The organism is Methanoculleus chikugoensis (assembly GCF_900095385.1).
Lineage (GTDB): Archaea > Halobacteriota > Methanomicrobia > Methanomicrobiales > Methanoculleaceae > Methanoculleus > Methanoculleus chikugoensis_A.
In genome coordinates this window covers 64,030-86,359 of record NZ_FMID01000055.1, presented here as the reverse complement: position 1 = coordinate 86,359, position 22,330 = coordinate 64,030, and the positions used below count along the sequence as shown (strand labels likewise).

Here is a 22,330-nt window from a genome sequence, read left to right as displayed (position 1 = left end):
GGGGGGATGCTCCCCCCTCCCCGTCAGCCCCTCCCCCAATGGCGATATCCGGTGGAAAGCCGTGTATGGATTTTCTACAGACTCCACACCAATTTCATCGATCAATCTCAGGATTTAAACGCCTACAGATGCGTGGAGTTATCCTTTCGGGCAGGAAGTCGTTAGAACGCTCTTGTTCTCACAGCGCGAACCCCCTCGCCCCCTCCCTCCACCCGCGCCCGCATCACCGTGAGCCGGACGCCCGCCTCGCCGTCGAGGTCGAACGTCCGCTCCTCCCCGTGCACCCGGCAGAACTCCTGCAGGTCGAGCATGTGACGGAACCCCGTCGCCGCCTTCTCGTTCTGCACCAGTTCAAGCGGCGGCTCTAAGAGCGGCCGGGGCAGGAAGACCACGCACTTCGCCCGGCTCCGGGTCAGCGATACGTTCAGGCGGTTTCTGCTGTAGATGAACTCGGCCTCGCGAAGGGCGGTCTCGACGTCGCTCACGCCGTAACTGATGATCGCGCTCTCCGCCTCCTGCCCCTGCATCTTGTCGACGGTGTCCACGAACGGCGGGTACTTCCAGGCCCGCACCCCGGCGAGACTGTTCTTGATGGCGCCTATCTGGGCGTGGTGCGGGCTGACGATGAAGAGGCCGTGCCGCCAGAACCGGTAGTCGCCGTCCTCCGTCGCCGGATACCGTTCTCCCGGGCCGGGGTCGAGGAGCCTCTCCCGGAGCGCCCCGGCCATCCGGGCGACCAGCGCCGCCTCGACCCGGTTCTCCACCGTTGTCCGGACGCCCTCGAGGACGCAGAGCACAAGCGGGTATGCCGGATCGATGGCCCACTCCATCCACTCCTCCCCCGGAGGAGCCGATGCGAGGGCGATCCGCTGCCCCGAGATCGCGCCGGTTGCGGGAGCATACCCGGTGCCGTAGAGCGTCTCCGCCGGGAACCCCGAGAGGGTGCGGTTCATCCGCCAGTTCTCCTGGAGCTGGCAGGTGTAGACGGGGTGGGAGGGGTCGTCGCGGTGCCGGAGGTAGGCGAAGACGGAGTCCTCGAGCCCGGGGAGGCCGTCATCCGGTGCCGGATACGCCCCCTGGACGACCGGCGGGAGCTGGAGGTCGTCCCCCGCGAGGACGAGCCGTCCGCCCTGCCCGAGCATCGGGAGCACCATCGCGAGTTCCGCCGCCCGCATCTGCGACGCTTCGTCGACGATCAGGAGATCGAGGGACGGGAGTGACTTCTCGAGTTTTGCGAACCCGTGCACCGTCCCGCCGAGGAGGAGGGCGGGGTAGCCGACGACGGTCTCGGCCCGGTCGTGGGGCAGCACCTCAAGGCACCGCTCCCCGCCGGGTGTCCGGATATCCCTCAGTTTGTAGATCGGAAGGCCGGCGGTGAGGCCGAACTCATCGACCGAGGCCTGCACCTTGACGAGCAGGTTCTCGACGGCCGCGTGGGTGAACGCCGCAACCCCCACCCGGATCCGCTCCCCGTGCGCCCGCCGGGCTTTGACGAGCGAGAGGATCGCCGTCGCGAGGAAATGTGTCTTCCCGGTTCCGGGCGGCCCCCAGACCAGGGTCAGGCGGTTCTCCGTCACGTGGGAGAACGCCGCATTCTGGCTCCTCGTGAACCCTGCCTCGCGGGCGAACCGCCCGGCGTCGGCGGCGACCTCTCCGGGCTCGGAGACCGGCGCGGCGAACGCGCGCGGGTCGCGGAGGAGGCGGATGAAGTCGTTCTCCGGCTGCTCGTCGAGAGCAAGGAGGCGGTCGACGTAGCGCGGGGCGGTGAAGTCCGTGAACCGGGGGTGCAGCACCGCGAGATCGCCCTCGGCAAATGGCGCGCGATCGCGGGGGTAGGCCACCTCCAGCACGAGCCCCCTGACCTCCCCGGCCGTCCGGTCGACGATGGTGTCGCGGACCCTCGCGAAACAGACCCCGCTGTTCCCGGGGTTCGGGCTCGCCCGGTAGCGGAGGTCGTCGAACGCCCGCTCCGCCTCCTCACCCGCCGGGTCGTCCGGCACGAGGAGGTAACTGAACGCCCGCGACTGCTCGAAGAGCGCGAGATCCAGGGGGGCGAGCACCTTCCAGAAGTTCCCCTCGCTCTTCTTGAGGGGAATGCTGACGCCGTCCCGGACCCTTGCCGTCCGCGGCCCGCTCCGCAGTTCCTGCACTTGCCGGGCACCCATCGTCGACTCGTACTCCGCGATGAAGAGGAGGCGGGATATCTCCGGCGTCGCGGCCTCCCACGAGCCCGGGAACCGGAACTTCTCCGCCCACCGCACGAGTCTCTCCTTCGTCCGTTCGCGGAGTCCGTCGAGGACACTCCCCGCGGCGAGCAGGCGGCGCGAGACCTCCTGCCGGACCCAGTCGAGAGCCTCCGGCCGGTTCCCGTGCCACGCCATCATGATGGCGTCGCTCTTCATGGCGTTGCCGTGCTCGCTCCAGAAGAGGGAGCCCGGATCGAGCCGGTACGCGAACCGGGAGGAGGGGATCGCCGCGAGGACCTCGGGCAGGCGGAGGGTGAACGGGACGGGAAGCGCGAGCAGCCGCCGGATCTCTCTTGTCAGGACGACGATCGGGAAGGGGACGGACGCGCTCGGGTGGCTCGACCCGAGAGCGATGCCGGGGTCCTGGTAGTAGAACCGCAGCCTGAGAGCGTCCTGTGCGCTCACGGGGTCGTCGAGCGCCTCTTCGAGCAGCCGGGTGAAGAGTTCCTCCTCGTAGGTGTCGTAGACGTAGGTCTGCACCGACTCCTGCCCGGCCCAGTCGCGGCCCCGGTTGTAGTCGTCGATGGCCGCGAGTTCCGCAGCGAGAGCCCGGACGAACTCCCGGCGCACCCGGGCGCAGTCGCCGGGGTCTTCCGCGACATAGATTGCTTCGTGCGACGGCGTCCCGTAGACCGCCTTGCCCCTGCTCCGCCGGAACCCGAGGGCGTATACCCGGCCGGAGACGGGGTCTTTCTGGATGGTCAGGACGATGGCGATATCCTCGTAGACGGGGAGGGCAAGCGAGGTCGCGGCGAGCGAAACGATCTCTCCCGTCGTGAGCGCCCGGACGGTCGCCCGCAGGCGGTCGCCCTGCCCGGCGAGCGACCCGCAGTTGTCGAGGTAGCCATCGCTCTCCGGATCGCGGAGGAGTTCGGCGAGGTCGGAGAGCGCGTTGATCGGGAGCCCGCCGTCCCACGGGGCTTCGCGGAGGTAGCGCCGCCCGCCGGACGAGAGGCCCGGGATCTGCGAGACCGAGGAGGAGGCTTCTGCCTCGGCACGGCAGTGGGCGTAGAACTCGCAGGACTCGCACCGCGACGTGAGGTGCCAGGGCACGTCCTCCGGAGGGGCGGCGAGGATGCCCGGGAGGCGGTGGCGGAGGAACTCCTCGATCACCCGTCTGTTGAGGGAGAGGTCGAAGGGTTCCGGTTCGTCCTCCCCGTAGAGCCATATCCCCGCGCGGTTCCGGTCGACCGGGAGTTTGAGCCCGAGCAGGTCCAGGGCGTGGTCGAGGATCAGGACGTACAGCGTCGCCTGGATCCGGTGGCTGACGCTGAGTTCTTCGCTGGCTTTGATGTCGATGATCTGGAGAGACCCTTCTTCATCGGCCCTGATGAGATCGGGGCGGCAGGGGGAGAACCGGTGCACCCCGGGGTCGAGGCCGTAGTTCTTCAGGAAGTGAATCGAGGCCGGGATAGTCGTCTGGTAGATTGCCTCGCCCGGGGAGAGCCGGGGGAGGAGGTTGAAACTCTCCTCGATGGAGAACGACCTCTCAGAGATCGGCCCCGCCCCGTCCGGGAGCCGCACCCTGCCCGTGAGTTTCGTCCGGATCACCTCCTCTTCCCACCGGATGCCGGCATCAAGGAGGGCTCGCGTCACCGGGCTCGTATCGATCGCGGTCGCCGGGATACCGGCTCCGGGGCGCTCCGGCTCCGGGGTCGCGTGGTAGCGGAGGTAGCGTTCGCAGTCGTGGTAGAAGAACCGACCGATGAGCGACGGGCTGAGGTTGAAGCGTGGCATGTAAGAACCCGGGGGAAGCCCCCGTTATGACTCATCTGTTTGTGCCGCCGCGGGAAAATGGTTGGTATTCGGGTTTTTTTGTTATCGGCATGGCATATGGGGGCAGGTCGAGATCACCGTCAACGGAGAAGATCCTCAACGGCACTGAGAAAAGATTCCGCACGAGAGACGGCATTTTCTGCCTCCAGTTGCGAGACCGTGCCTGCCATATCATAGACCACGGTGTGTCGCCTCCTCCGCATCCGATCAAGGGCGTCCACGCTCTCATTGTTGAGGAACTGCGCGGCAAATTGGACTACCGTGGTATGCTGGTTGTTTCCTGCCGGGCGGTAGCCCTTTGAGAACATAAGCGCCCTTGCGGCCTGTAACATGGCGTTATACGCGATCGTATAAGCCCAATCGGCGTTACTGGCAAGGGCGTTTTTCGCAACCGAGACATCCCTGTGCGCCAGGCCGATAGCGTTCTCCACCGCCTTTGGATCCGGAGGGAGTTTCCTGATCAGCCCCTGTCGCTCCAGGTCTTCAACCTTCGCCAATCAGCATCACCCTTGGTTCGTTGAGCACGTTCATGACGAACGGATCGCCCTCGGCGATCCTCTGATCCATCTCCTCTCTCGGGAAGAGAACATAGTTTATCTCTCTTCCAAGTGCTGCTTCTGTCTCCCGGACGACGGGGATCAGGAGGTCTTCATCGACATCCCCGACGATGAAAAGGTCGATGTCGCTTGTCGCACCAGCCTTTCCGCTGGCGAAGGAGCCGAAGATGAAGACGGTATCGACGCCGCCGACGCCGGCGAGGCGTTCTCGTACGACCTTTGCCACACCTTCGGTCTTGAGGATGATAGCGGTCAACTCGTGGTAGATCGGAAAATTCTTGTTTACCACGTAGTACCGCGCATTGCCGCGGCGGGTACTCGTCAGGAGGCCAATCTCCTCGAGGTTTGCGAGTTCCCGCCGGACAGCGTTGAGGTTCTCTCCGGTCATCCGCTGAACCTCTCGGAGATAGATCTCGCGCTCCGGGTTCAGGAGGAAGAGGGTTAGGAGTTTCACCCGGGTCTTGGAGGGAATGAGCCGTTCGAGCACGAATACATATTGTATACAATCGTATATATAATGTATACGGCGCTCCGGTGCGGGACCGGACCGCCCCTCACCCGGTCGAGTTCTCCGTCACGTTCACGGCGGTCTCGTCTGCCGGCAATAGGATCACGTCCGGCGGGATCATGACCGCATCGATGGCATGGATGACGCCGTTCGCGGCAGGGATATCTCTCCGGATCACCCGTGCACCGCCCACCGTCACGTTCCCGCCGGCGGCGTCGACGGCGATCGGACTGCCCTGGACGGTTGGAACGGTATCGTTTGCGGCGATCTCTGCCGTCGCATACCTCCCCGGGGCCATGTGGTAGAGCAGGGTCTCCGCGAGGTTGCCCTTCGGGTCGTCGAAGAGTTCTTCCCTCGTGGTCTCCGGAAGCCGGCTGAACGCCTCGTCCGTGGGAGCAAAGACGGTGTAGGGTCCCGGTCCGGCGAGCGTCCCCCTGAGTCCGGCGGCATCGAGCGCCTGGATGAACGCCGAGAAGTTGCCGTCCCGGGCCAGCACCTCATCAGCCGTCAGGTTCTCGACGATCGCCGTCTCGTCTGTCCGGTTCGGGTCGCCGTCTCCCGGCAGGCCGGTGCAGCCGCAGATGAGAACCGCCGCCCCGATCGCCAGAGCGGTTATGCAGAGTGCATAATTCGTTCGCATGGTCTCCCCTGGAGACTGGATACTCCCCCTCCTCTCTCGTTGCCCCTACATAAATTACTGTTCCCGGAACGCCTATTTCCAGAGCGTCAGGGTCGAGACGACGTGGTGAACCGGGTCATAGACCCTGACGGTGTGGTTGCCGGTATCGGCGATGTACCAGAGCCCCCCGAGATCGGCGAGACCGCCCGGCTCGTTCAGCCTCGCGTCACCCGAGAGCCCGTCCCGGTCGCCGTGGTCGCCGTCCCCTGCCCGGGTGAGGACCCACCCGGTCTCAAGGTCGAACTGTTTGATCTTGTTGTTGCCGGTGTCGGCGATGTAGAGCGACCCGTCCCGGTAGGCGATGCCTGTCGGGTGATGGATGCGCGCCATCCGGGTGATGGTGTCGAGATCGCCGAAATCGTCCGGGCCGTGCCCGATACGGGTCTCGACCATCCCCCGCTTGATGCGGCGGATTGCCGAAGCCCCGCTGTCGGCGATGTAGAGCGCCTCGCCGTCGGTGACTATGCCGGCAGGCCCGGCGAAGACGGCCTTCCCGAGCGGCCCGTCGGCCAGCCCCTCCCGTCCCGACCCGGCATACGGCTCCACCTCACGGGTGGCGAGATCCATGCGCCAGATCTGGTTCGCCCCCGCCATCGCGATGTAGAGATGACCGCCGAGCAGCGCGAGATCCCGCGGTGCGTTCAGCGCGGTCTCGGTTCCCGGCCCGCCGGATGACAGGGCGGCAAGCCCCGTCCCGGCGACCGTCGCGACCTCCCGCTCCGTCCAGGAGACCCGGCGGATCGTGTGATTGCCGGTATCCGCAACGTAGAGAACGCCCTCCTCCTCGTCGAATATAAGCCCCTCCGGCAGGTAGAATGCGGCTTCACCGAACGATCCGTCGGTGTCTCCGGCAGCCCCGGAGCCGATCGTCTCCAGGATCTTTCCGTCAGCGCCGGCGACGACGATCCGGTGATGACCGGTATCGCTTATGAAGAGACGCATCCCGACGTTGTCCGCGGCAATTTTTCCGGGACGATACAGGCTCGTCTCCCGTGCGGCTCCCGGCGACAGCCGTCCTCTCTCGATCAGACCCTGCGCTCCGAACTCCGCCGTCATCCGGTCGATCTTCGGGCTGAGCCTCCCGTAGAGCCCTTCGGCGGCGGTCTTCCCGACCACGTTTCCTCCCGGGTCGATGAGGACGAAGGTCGGCCAATCCCGGATCCCGAAGGCCTGCCAGAGCCGGCGATCGCGGTCGATGGCGACGGGATGCTCCAGCCCGGCGCGGCGCACGGCCTCCCGGAAGTTCCCGCCGACCGCGGCGGATTCAAACCCGGGGTAATGCACTTCGACGACCACCAGCCCGGGATGCCTCTCCTCGAGCCGCCGGAGATCCGGCGCCAGTCGCATACAGTTCGAACAGGTGAACGTCAAGAAGGAGAGCAGCACCACCCTGCCGGTGAGATCGCGGACGACGGGAGGGCGGTCGACGTTGTGCCACTCGAGATCGTGGGGGAACTCAGGCGCGGCTATCGGTGTCATGCGACACCCTGTGGCATTTTGAGGTTATGAATGTTGGCGGGGATCTCACGCCGGCGGCCCCGCGTACACTGCCCGCGGCGCGGCGAGCATCTCCTCGCAGAAGGCAATCGCCCCCGGCACCCTGCTCTTCTGGTAGACCACGGGTTTGATGCGGGGCGTCTTTACGTCGCCGATCACCTCGAAGACCTGCGGCCAGGGCAACCCGTCGGCGACCGACGGAGGGCGGAGATCGTTATGGATATGAAACGCCTGCAGGGCATCGAGCGGAACCTCGCCGAGCGATCCGGGGAACTCCTCTCCCGTCGCGGCGTGGAGGTGCCAGGGGTCGAGCGCTATCCCGGCCAGCCCGGCGATCTCGGGATGAAGATCCTTGAGCACCGCCCAGAACGACCGCATCTGGCTCCCCGTGGAGATGCTCTGGTCTTTATGGTGCTCGAGCAGCACCAGCGGTTCCGCCCCGAAGGCGTTCCAGTGGGCGGCGATCAGGGCGTGCATCCCCGCGACGATATCGGCGTGGGTGTTCCTCCGGTCGCCGGGGTGTATCTCGATGATCTCCGGAGGAATACCCAGGACGTCCTCGATTTCAAGGAGCATATCCCCGAACCCGGCTACCCAGTCGGGATCGCGCCACCGCAGGCCAGCCGTCGCCTGCCGGCCGTGCGGGGTTCTCCGGGGGATGGCCGGCTCGGTGTGCAGGAGATACCTGAGGGTGCCCGGAAGAGCCGCATCCTGCTCGTAAAGGAGTTCGACGGAGGATCTGGTGAGCATCGACCCGATCTCCTGCCCCGTCCGCTCAACCTCCGTCTGGTTCTTGATGAAGTCGGCGGGGATCTCGATGTATCTACACCCGAGCGGTTCGGCGAGGTGCCAGCGTTCGAGGAACCCGCCCCGTTGGGCTGCTTCCGTGACGTTCGGGTAGATGTAGTCAGCACCCGGCATGGCGGCTTCTGTCATGGCAGGCGGCCTACAAAAACGTTGGGGATCCGATCCCGTTTCGTCTCCTTTTGCCGCGCGCCGGCGAGGGCAGGCGAGGCCGCCGGAGTTATTGCCGGACGAACGGCGTAGCCCTACTGTGCAGGCCCCGGCCTTCTGCGCCTGTCGAGAACCTGCGGGCAGACGAACAGCACGTCCACGGGAGCGTGGATGTAGGTGCAGTAGGCGCACCCGGGGTCGTAGTACATGCATGAAGGGCAACCCCATCGTTGCGGCTTCATCTCGTCCTGCAGCAGCAAGCCTCCTGTTGCGCCATCGTGCAGCGTATTCATCCTCCTCTCCCGTGCCTCGGGATATTGAGCATCGGGGTTACTCTTCAGCGGATCGCTGTCGCCGGGTGATCTCATGTCGTACCCTAAGATGCTCCCCGGCTGCCGGACATTTATTGTGTCGATGAATCTTCACCTCTCCGATGAATCTTCGGGCTGTTCATGCCGGGAGATGCGGAACTGCAAGGGTGAGCAGGTAGAGGACAGCGGCCAGCAGGATGAACTCTCCGTCGGTAAATAACTCGAAGAAGAGTTTTTCTGTTCCTAACTGCTGAAAGCACAGGAGATAACCCTGGGCGTAGACCATACCCGCAGCCAGCAACAGCACCGGATAGAGATCCAGCAGGAGCCCGCCGGCAAGCACCAGCGCGGCTCCGACGGTTACGTTCACCGCCGTGAGGAGAAGGAGCGTCCTTTGGGGGCCGAGGATCGTCGGGATCGTCCTGACTCCAGACGCAGCATCCCCTTCCACGTCACGGATATCGTAGACCACTGTATTCGTGAAGGTCTGTACGAGGAAAAAGACGCCTACGATGCCGGTGGCGGTGCCCGCAGAAAGGCCTGCGTGGCAGATCGGCAGGAGCGCCGCGGGGAGCGTCCAGGAAAACGCCACGATCAGGCTTTTCATGAACGGCACTTCTTTCAGTCGCCGGAACCCGAAGCGAGCGGGAAAGAGCGGGACGCTGTAGACGATTCCGGCGGCCAGGGGAATGGTCGTGATGAGCAGGCTGCCGAACCCCTGGAGGGCCGAAAGGCAGAAAGCGAGAATGAATGCGAAGATTGCAGAACGGAAGAGGATGGTTTCGTATCTCTTCGTGAACGAGTACCGTTCTGTATGGTTGACGGCATCCTCGCCCTCGTCGGTCTTGCGGTTGAGGTTGTAGACGCCGAAGACGACGAGCGCCAGGATCGCCGTGGCAACTGGATCGAAGGGAAGACCTTGCAGGAGGCACGAGAGGTATACCATCGCCGCCATCATGGCAGCGGTATACAGGGAACTGTATACGACCAGATGGGCGATGATCCGGCAGGCTGGCTGAACAGGGTTGGGGCATTTTGCAAATCCGAACATGGAGTGGTTTTCAGAGAACCGATGAATATTTATTACTTCGATGAATATTCATCACTCTGATGCATCGCGACGTCCTGTCGCTTCATTTCTGCAGAGGGCTGTGCATTGCGCCTTTTTCACTCCGAACCTACTGGTGTGGGGCTGGACAGAACGGCGTCTCGGCCCTGAAAGATCAGGTATCCTCGGGGTCGTAGAGCGATTGCTATGCCGTGAGCCGCGTCAGGTGTCGGGCGATTGGAGCCCAAAAAAAGAGACTACTGAGGTATCTCCAGTGCTTTAGCGTCCGCTTTGTAGTGCTGGAAGAGTCGCTCGCCCCAGGAGACCGCCGCCGCGTCGGTGCCGACGAGATCCGTGGTGGCGTCATATTTCCCCGTATCGCGCCTATACAGACCTAACGACAGGTACCCGTCGGTCACCGTCAATCCCAGGCGGATCGGCGAAGAAGAGGTAAACATCTTGAAGTTTTCGTGCCCGCTCAGGGGTTCCAGCATGGTTCTGTACGGTTCGTCGCCCAGTCTCCGGGCGAGTTCCCCGGTGACGATGAGTTCCGCGGGCCTGCCTTCCATGACGGTGACCTGAACCTCATCCGCAAGGAGTGGACTCATGATCGATGATACGCCGTGGATCCACGATGCTTTCCTGAGTATGGCTTGAAAACTTGCATACACGGCGAAGACATCCTCTTCGATGTTCCTTACCTCTTCCGTATGATACAGGTGCTCAATCTCGTTCAGAAACTCAAGGGGTATGCCCTCGATCTCGTGTTCGACCCAGAAGCCCCTGTGGCGTTGGAGCACCCCCATGAGCGTAACCGCCCGTTCGATCTTCGGTTCGACGAGCCTGCCCATAGGGGTGAGCGCATAGTCGCCCTGCACCGATTCGACGTAATGCAGGGCTTCGAGTTGCCGGATCTTCGGGATAAGCGCCTGCGATGAACTCCCCGTGATCTCGCGAAGGGTCGAGAGCGGTTTGCTCCCGCTGCCGAGGGCAATCATCACCTGCGTCTGCAGTCTCGACCGGAAGATTGCCTGGATGTCGTCGTGGAACTCGTTATAGATCTCAAGGGGAGATACTTCTTTCATCGTCCTTACTGTTAAGGGGTGACGGTCGACGCATATCATCCTTTCTATTCCTGCGCGCTTCTGCCGTCCGTGTTTCTCCTGTTCAGCCGACCGGTCGGCTGCATGCCCACAAAGACGGGAACGGTGCCGGTGCCCGACCTCAGCAGACTTATAGCCCGGCGCCCTCTACTTGTGTAGAGAGCAATGTCGCCCATACCAGCACGATACCTGATCTGTATCGCACTCTGTGCATGCACCGTCGCCTGCCTCGTCACCGCAGGCTGCTCCGCCCCCTCCGGGCAGCCGGAGATCGGCTCCGATCTCTCCGGCGATCTCGTCGTCCACTTCATCGACGTCGGGCAGGGCGACTCGATCCTGGTCGAGTTCCGCGATAAGACGATGCTCATCGACGCCGGCGAGCGCGGGATGGGAGAGCGCGTCATCGCGTATCTCGATGAGAGGAACGTCGAGCGGCTCGACGTGGTCGTGGCGACCCACGCACACACCGATCACATCGGCGGCCTTGCCGGCGTCATCTCCGCCTACCCGGTCGGCCGGTTTGTCGATGCCGCGCAGCCGCACCCGACCGCGACCTACGAGAACCTGCTTGCCCTGGTCGAAGATCTGGGGATACCCTACACCGCAGCGGAGCGCGGGCAGACGGTTGCCCTCGATCCCGACCTCGAGATCCTGATCCTGAACCCGGGCGCGGAGCCGATCGGCGAGGTCAACCAGGACTCGGTCGTCCTGAAGGTGACCTGCAAAGAGATCTCCTACCTCTTTGTGGGCGATGCCGAGAAGCCCGCGGAGAAGAGCATGATGGAGGCCGGGCTCGACCTCGATGCCGACGTCCTGAAGGTCGGCCACCACGCGAGCCGGTACGGCACTTCGGCGGAGTTCCTCTCCGCGGTCAGCCCCGCGATCAGCGTCATCCAGGTCGGTGCGGGGAACGACTACGGTCACCCCCACGAGGAAGCGGTCGAACGCATCGAGGCGACCGGATCGCGGATCTACCGGACCGACCTTGACGGGACGGTCATCGTCGCCACCGACGGCACGGCGCTCACCGTTGCTGCCGGCGGGGCACCCGCCGCCACCGTGACGGCCGGGCCGACGACCGCCGCCGCAACGGCGATCCCAACGGTGACCCCGACGGCGACGACCGCCCCCTCGTCCGGTGTCTACATCGCCGACCTCGACCTCCGGGAGGAGTGGGTCGCCGTCGCGAACGGTGATCCGGCAGCGGTCAACCTCACCGGCTGGACGATCGCCGACGAGGGGACGCGCAACACCTACACCTTCCCGGTCTTCACGCTCGATCCGGGAGCCGGCGTCACCGTCCACTCCGGGGCGGGCAACGACACCGCGACCGACCTCTACTGGGGCCGGGGAAGCCCGGTCTGGAACAACGACGGCGACCTCGCCACGCTTGCCGACGCGAACGGCACCGTCGTCAGCACCCTGGGGCGGTGATGATGGCAGAGGATGAGTCGGCCTTCCGGGTGAGCCTCGATCGCGTCGAGGAGGGCCTTGCCGTCCTCCTCCTCCGCGAGGACGAGTCGATCCGGTTCACGCTCCCCCGCTCCCTCCTCCCCGCCGGTACCCGGGAGGGCGATATCCTGGAGGTTGCGATCCGCCGGGACGTTGCGGCGACGGAGGAGGCGAGACGGCGCGTGGCGGAGAGGATCGCGCGGCTGCGGGCGAAGCACGAAGGCTGACGTGCCCCTTCGCGGCTCGCGCCTTCGGTGCTTGAGCTCCTTTCCCTTCGGGAAAGTCGTTCTTCGCGTGAGCTGACAGAGCATAAGCAATGAAACGGCCTCACGCGAAGCCGCGAAGGGAGTTACAGGTAATTATACCGTTCTCCGCGTGAGCCTTATCGCCTCTCTTCGTGCAGACCGGGGTGTCCCCAACCCTTTTCCCCTCTCCCTCCTTACGAGAGCACCGATGCAAGACCGGTGCGACGTGATCGTCGTCGGTGCGGGGCCCGCCGGCAGCACCACCGCACGGTATGCGGCCAAAGCGGGGCTCGACGTCCTCCTGATCGATAAGCGGAGGGTGATCGGCGTCCCCGTCTGCTGCGGGGAGTTCAACGCGTCACCGGAGGTTCTCGCGAGTACGCTCCCGAACGCCCCCGGGCTCGACGAACTCTTCCCTATCGACTCCCAACTGATCCGGCGGGAGATCCGGGAGGCCGTCGCCGTCTCCCCCGGCGGCCGGGAATACGAGTTCGAGCTCCCCGGCTACACCCTCGATAGGGACGCGTTCGACCGGCATCTCGCAGATGCGGCCGTTCGCGAGGGTGCCGTGCTCTCGCCGGATACAAAGTTTCTCGGCCGGGAAGGCCGGCAGGTGACAACCAGCCGGGGAGATGTCGAGGCCCGGGTCGTCGTTGCCGCGGACGGTCCGCTCTCCCGCGTATGCCGCTCGGCCGGGATGGAACGGAGCGCCGTGCTCGCCCCCGCCATAACCTGCCGGGTCGACGGGGAGTTCGGCGACCGCCTGCAGTTCTTCTTCGGGAACCGCATCGCCCCCGGAGGGTACGCGTGGATCTTCCCGAAACGGGGGTGCGCAAACGTCGGGCTCGGCGTGCAGAAGAGAGGCACCCCGGTTCCGGTTCTCCTGAGGACGTTCCTCGCGCGGATGGGGTTTGCCGGTCAGGACGTCATGGCCGGATTCGTGCCCGTCTCTGGCCCCATCCAGGAGACCGTCCGTGGAAACGTCCTCGCCGTCGGCGACGCCGCGGGCCACGTCGTCGCGTCCAACGGTGGAGGGATCGCGACCGCGATGATCTGCGGGCGGCTTGCCGGGCTTGCGGCGGCGGACCACCTGCTCCGCGGCGAGCCCCTCGCGGCCTACGAGCGGGAGTGGCGTTCGGCGATAGGCCGGGAACTCCTCGCCGCAGCAAGGACGAAGAGGCTGGCCGACCGGGTCCTCGGCTCGGACTTCCTCCTCGAGCGGACGATGCGTCTCCTCGGCGGCCGCGGCATTGCAGACATCGTCATCCGCGGTGGTCTCCGAAAGGCTCATGCTTCACGGGAGTGACGGGCACAGGGATGCACCGCTGGCTTACGTGGGATCCGCCCGTGGCGCTCGCGTGGATCGGCGATGCTGCCTTAAAGATCGGTCTCCTCCCGGCAATCCGGGCTCCCGATCTCGCGAAAGCGGGAGTCCTGACCCGAAACCGGAAGGCATACGACCGGAACTCGAACCTCGCCCTGCTCTGCGACCGCTGGAACCTCTACGAGCACCGGATTCATTTCGATGCGGAGATCCCGAGGAGCGCACGAACGATCAACCACGCCAAGGGGACGCTGGTCGAATCGGTCTTCGGGATTCTCTTCCTCAGGGAGGGGCTGAAAGGAGTTGCATCCGCAACGGAACTCCTCAAGCCGTCTCCCCCGCGGCGGCGGTAACCGGAAAGGTTATGACTCCCGTCCGCCCCCCGTCCCGAGGTGATTGAACTGGTTGATGTGGTCAAGGCCGACGGCAGGAGAGAACCGTTCGTGCGGGAGAAGGTGATCGTGAGCGCGCTGAAGTCCGGGGCGCCGCCACAGGAGGCAAGGGCGATCGGCGAAGCCGTCGAACGGATCGTCTACGACGGGATGCCTTCCGGCGAGATCCGGCGGCAGGTGCTCGAGCAGCTCCATGACCGGAACCCGGAGTGGGAAGAGAACTGGCTCATCTACGACCGCGCCGTGAAGAAACGCGGGGTGGCGGCCGTGGGAGTGCCTGCCCGCTGATCCGTCTTTTCCGGTTGAATCTCTCCGGCACGCTGCTGCACCCCGCCGGCCTTCCGCGAACCCGGATGCCCGTCGACCGGGCTCGCAGCCGCCGGAGCAGGACGTTTTAGAGTTCGTCTCGATCCGCCTGATGCGAAGGTATATCTACTGATCCGCGCCCACATTTTTCTTGTATTGCCCTATAGCGCCAGGAAATCGGATAATTGAGGGCGGCTATTAACCAGCCGCTTTCCGTTCAGTCGCGTTCCCCGGGCGCATCCGGCAATCAAAATCCGCAGACAGGCACGATGCCCAAACCGCCTGATAACCGGTTCCCTATCTCTCCGGGAGCCCGCGGCGCGGGCACGCCAGCAGGCGATATGTATGCCGACAAGTGATTCAGAAGACGATACACCCTCAAGTAGTAACCAGAAAGAAACAGAAGGAACAAAGATACTCCTCGCCGATCCGAAGACCGCGATCCTCCGGCTCTCAGTGCCGATGATGATCGCGATGACCCTCATGACCCTCTACAACGTCGTCGACGCGTTCTGGGTCGCGGGTCTCGGTGCAGACGCTCTTGCCGCCGTCGGGTTCTCATTCCCGCTCTTCATCATAACCATCGGGTTAGCGAGCGGCCTCGGGACCGGCGGGGAAGCGGCGCTCGCCCGGATGATCGGCGCCCGCAACAGGGCCGGCGCGAGCAGCGTTGCGATGCACACCATCCTCCTGATGACCGTGCTTGCCGTCGTCGTCACCATCCCGCTCTACCTCTTTGCCCATGACATCTTCGTCCTCATGGGAGCGGGCGACGCCGTCGGTCTCGCCACGGAATACGCACGGATCCTCTTCCTCGGGACGTTCGCCCTCCTCTTCGGCGAGGTCGCCTACGCGCTCATGCACGGCGAAGGCGATGCGAAGCGGACGATGTACGCCATGGCGGCGGGAGCGGTGGCGAACATCGTCCTCGACCCGATCCTGATCTACGGGCTCGATATGGGAATCGCCGGCGCAGCCTGGGCGACCATCCTCGCGGAGGTCATCGCCGCCGTCCCGATGGTCTACTGGCTCTTCGTGAAGAGAGATACCTACATCTCTCTATGCTTCCGGGGATTCTGTCCGGACGCTGCAGTCGCGCGGGACGTCCTGCAGGTCGGTCTTCCCGCAGCAGCCGAGCAGCTGGCGCTCGCCCTGATGGCACTGATCTTGAACGGCGTCATCGTTCTCATAGCGAGCACCGACGGCGTCGCCGTCTACTCGGTCGGGTGGCGGGTCGTGAGCATCGGTCTGACGCCGATCCTTGCCATATCGTCGGCGGTGGTCGCGGTCACCGCCGCCACCTATGGGGCCCGGGCGTACGCACGGATGGAGACCGCACTTCGGTTCGCCGCACGGCTCGGTCTCGGGATCGGTATCGGGCTTGCCATGGCCACGTTCGCCTTCGCCCCCCTGATTGCCGCACTCTTCACGGCGGGCGACGCCGCCGTGATCGCTCCCGAGCTGACGACCTACCTCCGGGTCATGAGCCTCGTCTACCCCATGGTCGGGTTCGGGCTCTTCTCGGCGTCGTTCTTCCAGGGGACGGGCCTTGGAGCACGGTCTCTTACGATCACGCTTCTGCAGAACATCGTCCTATCCATCCTCTTTGCCTGGATGTTTGCCGCCGTTCTCGGGCTCGGCCTATCCGGCATCTGGTGGGGAGTTGCCGCAGGAAACGCGATCGGCGCGGCGCTCGGGTATGCCTGGGCGCGCCGGTACTCGGCCGGACTCCTGATCGGGCAGGCCGGAGCGACGGCGGCGTGAGGTTCCCGGTGTGAAGGGTCTCACTCCTCATACCCGGCGTCCCCGTCGTGCACCACTTCGCGCAGCGTGAACCGAAACGACGCCCCGAGGTCGGGCCGGCCTTCCACCCGGTCCTCAACCCAGATCCGACCGCCGTAGCGGTCGAGCAGTATCCCGACGATGTACAGGCCGAGCCCTTCCCCGCATCCCTGGTTCCTGCCCTGCCTGAACCGGTCGAAGATCGTCTCTTTCATAGCGTCGGGGACGCCGGGGCCGGTGTCCTCCACGGTCACCACCACCGTGTGGTCCTCATCGGGGCAGTCCTCCACGCGGATCGCGATCCCGGCGTCCGGCCCGCCGTGCTTCACGGCGTTGCCGATGAGATTAGTAAAGACCTCGGGGAGCAGGTCGTCGGCCCGGACCTCCGCCGTGGTGCCGTCAAACGAGATGGCTGCTTCCGGGGTGCGCTCGATCTGCGCCCTGATCACGTGGCCGAGATGGATCGGTTTCAGGTCGGGCGGCTCCTGGTGAATCCGGCGGATGGTCGAGACGTTCTGGAGAATGCCGCTGCTTTTGCGGATACTCTCCTTGAGCCCCCGTGCGTACCGGGCGACGTCGCCCTCCAGCGTATCGAGCAGGAGGTCGCAGTAGAGGTTCGCGACGTTCTCCGCGTTCTTGATGTCGTGGGTCATGACGTCCAGGTAGAGGTTCGTCTCGCGGTGGGCCGCCTCCAGCCGCTTGTGGAGCATGCTCCGCAGAACGCCCGACCCGATCTCCTGTCCGATCGCCTCGAGGAGGCGGCGTTCTTCGGCCCGGAACCCCCCGGCCTTCCTGCTCCCGAGGAAGAGCGCGCCGACCACGACCGATTCCGCAAGGATCGGGATGCAGGCAAGGGTGGCGACCCCGAGCGAGGCGAGGATCTCGTCCTCGATCGTGCCTCCCTCGCCCTGCAGTTCAAGGTAGCGCGGCTGCCCGGCAACGAAGACGAAGTTCCAGGGCCAGTGATGAACTTTGATCGTCCTGCTCCGGGCGAGGTAGCACTCCGGGACGCCGCGGTGGTAACGCGGGAGCGCCATTGTCCGTTCCGGGTTCAGGAGGTACGTCAGCCCCAGGTCGAACCCGAGGAGATCGAGGGTCTTTGAGAGCGACGTTTCGAGCAGTTCGTCGAGCGAGAGGGACGACGCGGATACCCCCATGATCTGGTTTAAGACCTGGAGTTGTCTGTTCGCGGAGAGCAGCCCTTCGTTTGCCGGTCTTTGCTCGGTGACGTCCCGCATGCAGAGCACCCACATCCCTGCAAACGCTCCCCGCTCGATCTTCCGGCTGGAATAGACGATCTGTCGTTCTTCCCCCCGCGGGTCCTGCACCGAGAGGTCGAGGCCGGGTATCCCGGTTCCGTTATTCATCGTGGCAAGGAGCCTCCCGGCAGCATCCCTCTCCTGCAGGAGCGGCGTCAGATGCGCGTCGAGGACCCGGCGGGCGTCGAATCCGAGGATCTCCTCTTCGCTTGTAGAGAGGAGATCCATGGCAAATGCATTTGCCCAGAAGACCTGCATCTGCCGATCGAGCACGAGAATGCCTGCGCCGGGCTCGTCGAGAATCCGAAATGCCTCTTGAGATATGGTAGATATCGAATCCGCTCTATTCATACGGGTATCCTGCCCTTTGATGTTTTTATCCTGCAAACGTTATATAAACAAATCGTGTTCCCGGTAATAAGGTATTTGCGGTGGCGGCCCGGTCGGTGCCGGACCGTCTGCAGTTTCGGCCGGTCGCGCAAAGATGGCCGCGGCCGTGCCGCTGACCGCACCCGGCCGTTTGGTGCCGCGAACCCTGCCGCCCTTCGTGACGGGGATCGCGCATCCTCCACCGGGATCCATCTCCCCTAACGGATCCCTATCCGGTCGAGTGCCGGAGATAGCGAGGTCAGGTGCCCCTGGATGCAGACCGTCTCCCTCGGGTCGGCGCCCATTGCGAGTGCCAGGAGTTCGGTGATATGGAGGACCGGCACGCCCATGTGGTCGTAGACCAGTTCGCACCCCGGACAGTCGACGACCATCACGTCCAGGCGGCGGTTCATGAAATCCCGGCGGACGAGCCGGTTCAGCCGGGAGAGTTCCCCGGGGCGGCCGTTCCGGTGCCGGTCGAAGAGGTTCTTGACCCCGCCGCAGCAGTAGTGCTCCATCACGCTTCTCGTGATCTTCGCTCCCGTCACCGCCGTGAGATCCTGCAGCCCCGGCGGGACGGCAAGGGTGCCGTTCATCTTCCGGTAGTGGCAGCTGACGTGCACCCCGACGGCGAGCCCGGTGAGCCGCGTCTCGACGAGCCGCCGGAGTTCGTCGAGATAGAGGGGATAGAGGTCGAGGACGTTTGCCACCGAAAACGCCCCGGGGTCGGTCACCTCCCGGCCGATCCTCGCCAGCGCTTCGTTCACCACTTCCCTGTTGGCGTTGTGCGAGAGCACATCGAGTGCGGCGGCATACGAGTCGCTGCAGGTCGGGCATATCCCGGTCACGGCGATCTCGCCGCCGGGTTCGAACGCGTCATGGATGACGCTGAGGTTTCGTGCGGTGAGGAGCAGCCGGTCGGCAAAACCTGCTCCGCCCATGTAGTGCGGGGCGCCCCCGCAGCAGGTCTGCATCCGCGAGGTCTCGTAACGGATGCCGAGGGCGGCAAGGATCATCTTCTGCGAGAGATCCGCGCCGGGGTAGTTGAAAGCGCAGCAGGAGTTGAGGTGAAAGACCCGGTCGGGACGGGCGAGCGGTTGCCTCAGCGGGAGGTGTCCGGGCACCGAGAAGGCCGACGCGTCGACCGGGCGGAGCAGCAGCCGCCGGGCCTCGTCGATCGCCCTGCCGTCCGCCGGGTACGGGTAGCGGATCGCCTTTGCGATAAACTTCCGGAGGTGCCCCCTCCCCGTGTAGAGCGGAAGAAATGCCCGGGGAGGAAGGCCCCCCCGGTCGAGGAGCATCCTTCGAAAGACCGGCTGCAGGCGTTCCGTCTCGTAGACGGCGTTGATGATCCCGCCGATACTGACGGAGCGCGGGCAGACGGTCTCGCAGGAGTAGCACTGGACGCATTCGGCAAGATCGAGCCCCGGGCGTCTGCCTGCCTGGAGGGCCGCGGTCACCCGGCGTGCAAGGTAACCCGGGTCTCCGTTCGCGCCGGGATCGTTGATCCGTGCCGGGCAGTAGGGTGTGCAGGAACCGCATGCGTTGCAGAGCCGGAAGTTCCGGAGCCGCGGGTCTTCTTCGTGGAGCAGGTGACGTATGGCCCCGTCCGTGATCGCGTTCCGGATCATCTCCTGGTCCGGTGCGGGGATGGCCCTACCCGGCATGGTCGATCCCGGGGATCGCCCCTGCTCTGCGCATATACGAACGGGCGGTTGCCCCTCTCCCAGGAGAGCGAGCACAGGTTAAACTAAGGGTATATCGCCTACGGTACCGATCCATTCCTTCCCCCACTGCTAACGTCGCCGCTACCTCTTGCGATGACTACTTAATTGTTTGGATATGAGGACGCCGCACGGCGCCTCCGGGGCAAACGGGTGCCGGAGTCTATCCGGAGGTGCAGCCGGTTCGCCGCTCGGGTGCGGCGCACGTAGCCGGGAAAAAAGAGGTGGTCAGAGGTTCTCCAGCCGTTTGTTCACTGTGTCCCAGTTCACAACGTTCCAGAAGGCGTCGATGAACCCGGCCCGGTTGTTCTTGTGGTCGATGTAGTAGGCGTGCTCCCAGACGTCGAGCACCATCAGGATCTGGAACGTCGGGTAGACGTGGTTGTTGTGCTTCTCGATCTGCATGATCATGGGACGGTCGGTCATGGTGTCGTAGGCCAGTGCCGCCCACCCGGACCCCTCGGTGCTCGCGGCCGCCTTCGTGAACTCGGCCTTGAACCGGTCGAAGGAACCCCACTCCCGGTCTATCAGGTCGGCAAGCGCGCCGCCCGGGGTTCCGCCGCCGCCCTTTCCGGCCGGGGCCATCGTCGGCCAGAAGAGGGTGTGCAGGACGTGGCCGCCGATGTTGAACGAGAGTTCCTTTAAGATCGCCTTCATATCGACTTCGGTGCCGTCTTGCCGTGCCTTCTCCAGTTTTTCGAGGTCGGCGTTCGCCCCGGTCACGTAGGCCTGGTGATGCTTATCGTGGTGCAGGGAGAGCTGTTCCTTCGATATGTGGGGTTCGAGCGCATCGGGCGCATACGGCAGCGGCGGCAGCTCGTACTTCTTCAACGATGCAGTTGCCATCTTCTGTGCTGTCATAGCAATCATTTCTCAAAAGGAGCGTGATCTATTTCATAGTGTCGGTGTTTGTCGGTCTGTCGGAGATACTGTTCGCCTGCCCCCTCTGCCGTCGCACGCGGCCGAGGTATCCCGATACCGGCCCCCTAATGCACGCAAAAGTCATCGGGAAGGTCCGGGGCCTGCAGTTCGCCGTAACGGTTAAAGGGCCGGGAAGGCCGTTTTAGGGCTACGGATCGGCCAGACCCGAAACCTTTAACTACTCCGGTATGATGGATGGTATCCGGGCCGCCTCGCGCCTTCCGTTGCACCCGGGCTGCATCCGGGTTGCGCAGGGTGTCTCTGCACGATACCAGCCAGACCGCGGTGGATCTTCCATGAAGACGGCAGCACGTATCTCGCTCTTTACCGCCACGCTGATGGTGCTGCTCGCGGTCCTCTTCCTCCGCGATCTGCACCTCATACTGACCGGAGCCGGCTGGAGCCTTCTTGCGAGGGCTCTCTCGCTCTTTCTCGTCGCTGTCACGGCGTTCGGGGTGATCCAGTTCGTGAGCTACGCCGATCACCTCCTGCGGTCGATCTATGCCTACCGTCCCACGGCACCGCAAGAGCCGGGTGCACCGCCCCCTCCCGTCGCGGTCTTCATCCCGGTCTACAACGAGGAGCCGGACGTGGTCGAGCCCTGTGTCCGGGCATGCACGGCGATCAAATACCCGGATTTCCGCATCTTCCTCCTCGACGACTCCACGGATACGCGGAGACGCGCCTCAATGCAGGACATATGCCGCCGGTACGGCCTTTCTTATCTCCACCGCGACCACAGAAGCGGGTTCAAGGCGGGAGCGATCAATCACGCCCTCTCGCATCTCGACGCCGATACGCCGTACCTCCTGGTCATCGACGCCGACCAGAGGGTGAAGCCGGAGATCCTCGCCGACCTTGTTCCCATCCTTGAGGCCGACCCGGCCGTATCCTTCGTCCAGACCCCGCAGTTCTTCCGAACGGAGCCCCACGACCCGATAAGCGTCACGTTCTCCTACCAGCAGCACATCTACAACAAGCACGTCTGCCGGGGGCTCTCCGTCAACGATACCGCCATGCTGACAGGCTCGAACTGCCTCTTCCGGGTGAGCCATCTCGCCGCCGTCGGCGGGATGGACGAGGTGTGCATCGCCGAAGACATCGCCACGTCGTTTGCGTTCCACCTCCGGGGCCGCCGGGGAGTCTTTCTCGATGCCGTCTACGCGGAGGGCGTTGCGCCGCCGAACCTCGCCGCATACTTCACGCAGCAACTCCGCTGGGCGTACGGGAACACCCAGCTTCTCGGGACGATCCTCCGGCAACTCGTGGCGCAGCCCCGGAGCATGACCGCAGCGCACTGGCTTGAGTTCCTCGTTACGGTCTCGATCTACCTGCTTGGAGGGGTGAACGTGGTGCTCTTCCTCCTCCCCGTCGCGACGCTCTTCTTCGGCATCCCCATCCTCCCCGTCTGGGTTCCCCCGGTCTTCGCCGTGGTGCTCGTCGTGGTGATCGCGATCCAGGTCGTCGTCAGCATCCGCGAGCGGCAGTACTTCCTCCATGACCTCGCGTTCTCGCAGGCGATCTTCAACACCCTCGCCTTCGTCTATGCCCGGGCGATCTGGTACGCCGTCTCGGGAAAGGAGCTCCCGTTCGTCGTGACGCCGAAGGTGGCCTCAGGATCCACCCGTGTCCGGATTGGGCCGGTTCTCCTCGTGATTGCGGCCGTCCTGGTATCGATGGCCGTCGGCATTGTGCGGGCGGTCGCGCTCGGCCCGGACTCCGGGACGGCGATTCCGCTCTTCTGGGCCTGCTACACGCTCGCCGTCCTCTCGTCGTTTCTGGTGGTCTGGCGAAGGGACGGGAGGCGGGTGGCGAGGAAGATTGCCGAGTGAACATTCCGGAACAAGTGCCGGAGCAGACAGAAAAGAATTGTTTCG

At 64.6% G+C, this 22,330-nt stretch carries 19 protein-coding genes; 7 read left to right on the top strand and 12 right to left on the bottom strand.

Translation table 11 applies throughout. From position 1 onward, the window contains the following. Positions 1-161 precede the first annotated feature (161 nt). From L21_RS11575 to L21_RS11540, 9 genes are all read right to left on the bottom strand, one after another. Positions 162-3,983: a bifunctional RecB family nuclease/DEAD/DEAH box helicase gene (locus L21_RS11575; RefSeq protein WP_074370615.1), complete on the bottom strand. Its 3,822-nt coding sequence runs from the start codon at positions 3,981-3,983 to the stop codon at positions 162-164. Positions 3,984-4,102: 119 nt separating this feature from the next. Next, a complete protein-coding gene (locus tag L21_RS11570) occupies positions 4,103-4,519 on the bottom strand; it encodes a HEPN domain-containing protein (protein ID WP_074370614.1) in 417 nt (138 codons plus the stop codon). Further along, positions 4,506-5,066, bottom strand: a complete 561-nt coding sequence (locus L21_RS11565; protein WP_083608978.1) for a nucleotidyltransferase domain-containing protein — start codon at positions 5,064-5,066, stop codon at positions 4,506-4,508. The genes L21_RS11570 and L21_RS11565 overlap by 14 nt, the downstream gene beginning before the upstream one ends. 67 nt (positions 5,067-5,133) lie before the next feature. Continuing rightward, positions 5,134-5,727, bottom strand: coding sequence for a fasciclin domain-containing protein (locus tag L21_RS11560; protein ID WP_074370613.1), 594 nt, complete (start codon positions 5,725-5,727; stop codon positions 5,134-5,136). A gap of 72 nt (positions 5,728-5,799) precedes the next feature. Then, positions 5,800-7,245 carry a thioredoxin-like domain-containing protein gene (locus L21_RS11555; protein WP_074370612.1) on the bottom strand — a complete coding sequence of 482 codons (1,446 nt, stop codon included), beginning with the start codon at positions 7,243-7,245 and terminating at the stop codon, positions 5,800-5,802. 45 nt (positions 7,246-7,290) lie between these two features. Beyond that, positions 7,291-8,199 carry a hypothetical protein gene (locus tag L21_RS11550; protein WP_256713153.1) on the bottom strand — a complete coding sequence of 303 codons (909 nt, stop codon included), beginning with the start codon at positions 8,197-8,199 and terminating at the stop codon, positions 7,291-7,293. Between the two features lie 113 nt (positions 8,200-8,312). Next, positions 8,313-8,585, bottom strand: coding sequence for a hypothetical protein (locus tag L21_RS13930; RefSeq protein ID WP_143727293.1), 273 nt, complete (start codon positions 8,583-8,585; stop codon positions 8,313-8,315). An 82-nt stretch (positions 8,586-8,667) separates the two neighbouring features. After that, positions 8,668-9,579, bottom strand: a complete 912-nt coding sequence (locus tag L21_RS11545) for a UbiA family prenyltransferase (protein WP_083608977.1) — start codon at positions 9,577-9,579, stop codon at positions 8,668-8,670. 254 nt (positions 9,580-9,833) lie between these two features. After that, positions 9,834-10,661 carry a helix-turn-helix transcriptional regulator gene (locus L21_RS11540; protein WP_074370610.1) on the bottom strand — a complete coding sequence of 276 codons (828 nt, stop codon included), beginning with the start codon at positions 10,659-10,661 and terminating at the stop codon, positions 9,834-9,836. Between the two features lie 183 nt (positions 10,662-10,844). Here L21_RS11540 and L21_RS11535 point away from each other — a divergent pair, with 183 nt between their 5' ends. The 6 genes from L21_RS11535 to L21_RS11510 all read left to right on the top strand — a co-directional run bounded on the left by L21_RS11535 (position 10,845) and on the right by L21_RS11510 (position 16,162). After that, entirely contained in the window at positions 10,845-12,113 is a 1,269-nt protein-coding gene (locus L21_RS11535) for an MBL fold metallo-hydrolase (protein WP_074370609.1), read from the top strand. Further along, positions 12,113-12,358, top strand: coding sequence for a DUF3006 domain-containing protein (locus tag L21_RS11530; RefSeq protein ID WP_074370608.1), 246 nt, complete (start codon positions 12,113-12,115; stop codon positions 12,356-12,358). Before L21_RS11535 ends, L21_RS11530 begins: the two co-directional genes overlap by 1 nt. A gap of 226 nt (positions 12,359-12,584) precedes the next feature. Beyond that, positions 12,585-13,682 (top strand): geranylgeranyl reductase family protein, encoded by a 1,098-nt coding sequence (locus tag L21_RS11525; protein ID WP_074370607.1) that lies wholly within the window; start codon positions 12,585-12,587, stop codon positions 13,680-13,682. A gap of 11 nt (positions 13,683-13,693) precedes the next feature. Beyond that, positions 13,694-14,053 (top strand): ribonuclease III domain-containing protein, encoded by a 360-nt coding sequence (locus L21_RS11520; RefSeq protein WP_143727292.1) that lies wholly within the window; start codon positions 13,694-13,696, stop codon positions 14,051-14,053. 39 nt (positions 14,054-14,092) lie between these two features. After that, on the top strand, positions 14,093-14,380 hold the full coding sequence (locus tag L21_RS11515) for an ATP cone domain-containing protein (protein ID WP_083608973.1): 288 nt from the start codon (positions 14,093-14,095) through the stop codon (positions 14,378-14,380). Between the two features lie 363 nt (positions 14,381-14,743). Next, complete coding sequence (locus L21_RS11510; protein ID WP_074370605.1) at positions 14,744-16,162, top strand: MATE family efflux transporter; 1,419 nt, start codon at positions 14,744-14,746, stop codon at positions 16,160-16,162. Between the two features lie 20 nt (positions 16,163-16,182). On the opposite strand, the gene L21_RS11505 is transcribed toward L21_RS11510, so the two are convergent. The 3 genes from L21_RS11505 to L21_RS11495 all read right to left on the bottom strand — a co-directional run bounded on the left by L21_RS11505 (position 16,183) and on the right by L21_RS11495 (position 20,402). Beyond that, positions 16,183-17,790, bottom strand: a complete 1,608-nt coding sequence (locus L21_RS11505; protein ID WP_143727291.1) for a GAF domain-containing sensor histidine kinase — start codon at positions 17,788-17,790, stop codon at positions 16,183-16,185. Between the two features lie 236 nt (positions 17,791-18,026). Continuing rightward, entirely contained in the window at positions 18,027-19,475 is a 1,449-nt protein-coding gene (locus L21_RS11500; RefSeq protein WP_074370603.1) for a heterodisulfide reductase-related iron-sulfur binding cluster, read from the bottom strand. Positions 19,476-19,760: 285 nt separating this feature from the next. Next, a complete protein-coding gene (locus tag L21_RS11495; RefSeq protein ID WP_256713146.1) occupies positions 19,761-20,402 on the bottom strand; it encodes a superoxide dismutase in 642 nt (213 codons plus the stop codon). A gap of 347 nt (positions 20,403-20,749) precedes the next feature. Here L21_RS11495 and L21_RS11490 point away from each other — a divergent pair, with 347 nt between their 5' ends. Continuing rightward, positions 20,750-22,285 (top strand): glycosyltransferase family 2 protein, encoded by a 1,536-nt coding sequence (locus L21_RS11490; protein WP_074370602.1) that lies wholly within the window; start codon positions 20,750-20,752, stop codon positions 22,283-22,285. Positions 22,286-22,330: the final 45 nt, after the last annotated feature.